The following is a 1,482-nucleotide window of genomic DNA, read 5'->3' on the forward strand; positions in this document are numbered from 1 at the left end:
GAGACTGTCAATTAAAAAGTGTAACCTTTGAAAGCAGAATCTAGCAAACAGCGAGCCGCAGCTTGACCCGGAGCCTCTGGCGGGCCCGATGCACCCGCGATGGGCGAAGGAGGCTGTGGGCCTTTTTCGCTCCGGCGACCAGCCTATCAGGCCCGCCCCCTCCGCATCAAGCTGCTTAACGCACCTGGACGCGCTCCGGATAAAATACCGTGAGCTGCAGCAGAATTTGGCCCCAGTTTTGCACCCGCCCTGTCCATTTTCGCAGTACATCCATCGTCGCCAGGTACAGCATTTTCAGCAGCGATTCATCGGTCGGAAAGATGCTTTTGCCTTTAGTGACCTTTCGCAGCTGCCGATGGTAGCCCTCGATCATGTTGGTCGTGTAGATGAGCTTGCGCAGCTCCGGCGGATAGGCAAAGAAGGTGGAGAGCTCCTCCCAATTCTGTCGCCATGACTTCACGAGTAATGGGTATTTCGTTCCCCATTCTTCCTCAAACCGATCCAGTTCCGCCCTCGCAGCTTCCTCCGTCGGTGCTTTGTAGATCGGTTTGAGATCAGCCGTGACTCGTTTTAGGTCTTTGTAGGACACATAGCGTGTAGAACTGCGAATTTGGTGAATGATGCACTTTTGAATATCGGTCTTTGGAAAGCTAGCGCTAATTGCCTGACTGAAGCCGGTCAGGTTGTCCACGCAGACGAGCAGGATGTCTTGGACGCCTCGGTTTTTGAGCTCATTCAAGACGCTTAGCCAGAACTTCGCCGACTCATTCTCGCCAATCCAGATGCCCAGCACATCTTTATTGCCATCCAGATCAACCCCGATGACCATGTAAGCTGCCTTGTTCACAATGGCTCCGTCCTGCTTGACTTTAAAGTGAATCGCATCCAGGAAGACAACCGCATAAACCGGTTGCAGTGGGCGGCTTTGCCATTCTTTAATCAGCGGTACGATTTTATTGGTTATATTGGAAATGAGAGTGGGGGATACTTCAATCCCATACAGGTTTTGCAAATGATCCTGGATGTCGCGGGTGCTGACACCTTTAGCGTACAGGGCGACAATCTGATCTTCAATCCCGGTCACATTGGTTTGATTTTTCTTGATGACGACGGGATTAAACTCGCCCAGCCGGTCCCGCGGTACCTGAATCTCCATGTCGCCATACTCAGTATGCACGGTCTTTTTCCCGTAGCCGTTGCGGCTGTTCTTTGTGGCCTTATTCTGATCGTAGCGCGCATAGTCGAGCTGAGTATCGAGCTCTGCTTTCAGGGCTTCCTCCAGCACATCTTTGAACATGTCTTTCAGCGTCGATTGAATGTGTTCCACGGATTGGAACTTGTGTTCATCGACAAAAGCACGGATATCTTTTTTGGTCCAAAATTTCTCGGTCATCTTGGTTTCCTCCGAATCGAGTTTTCTATGATGTCAGTATGCCCAACTTTTCTCGATTTCAAAGGTTCCACGTTCTATTTTACAGACCC

General features: G+C 50.8%; 1 protein-coding gene. It reads right to left on the reverse strand.

All coding sequences use genetic code 11. From position 1 onward, the window contains the following. Positions 1 to 175: 175 nt before the first annotated feature. Positions 176 to 1,393 (reverse strand): IS256 family transposase, encoded by a 1,218-nt coding sequence (locus WMW72_RS35470; protein WP_341420305.1) that lies wholly within the window; start codon positions 1,391 to 1,393, stop codon positions 176 to 178. Positions 1,394 to 1,482 lie beyond the last annotated feature (89 nt).

The organism is Paenibacillus filicis (assembly GCF_038070315.1).
GTDB lineage: Bacteria > Bacillota > Bacilli > Paenibacillales > NBRC-103111 > Paenibacillus_G > Paenibacillus_G filicis.

What these genes read in the sequence shown, in the direction of transcription:
- WMW72_RS35470 (WP_341420305.1), bottom strand. Translation starts at nt 1,393, where the DNA reads ATGACCGAGAAATTTTGGACCAAAAAAGATATCCGTGCTTTTGTCGAT.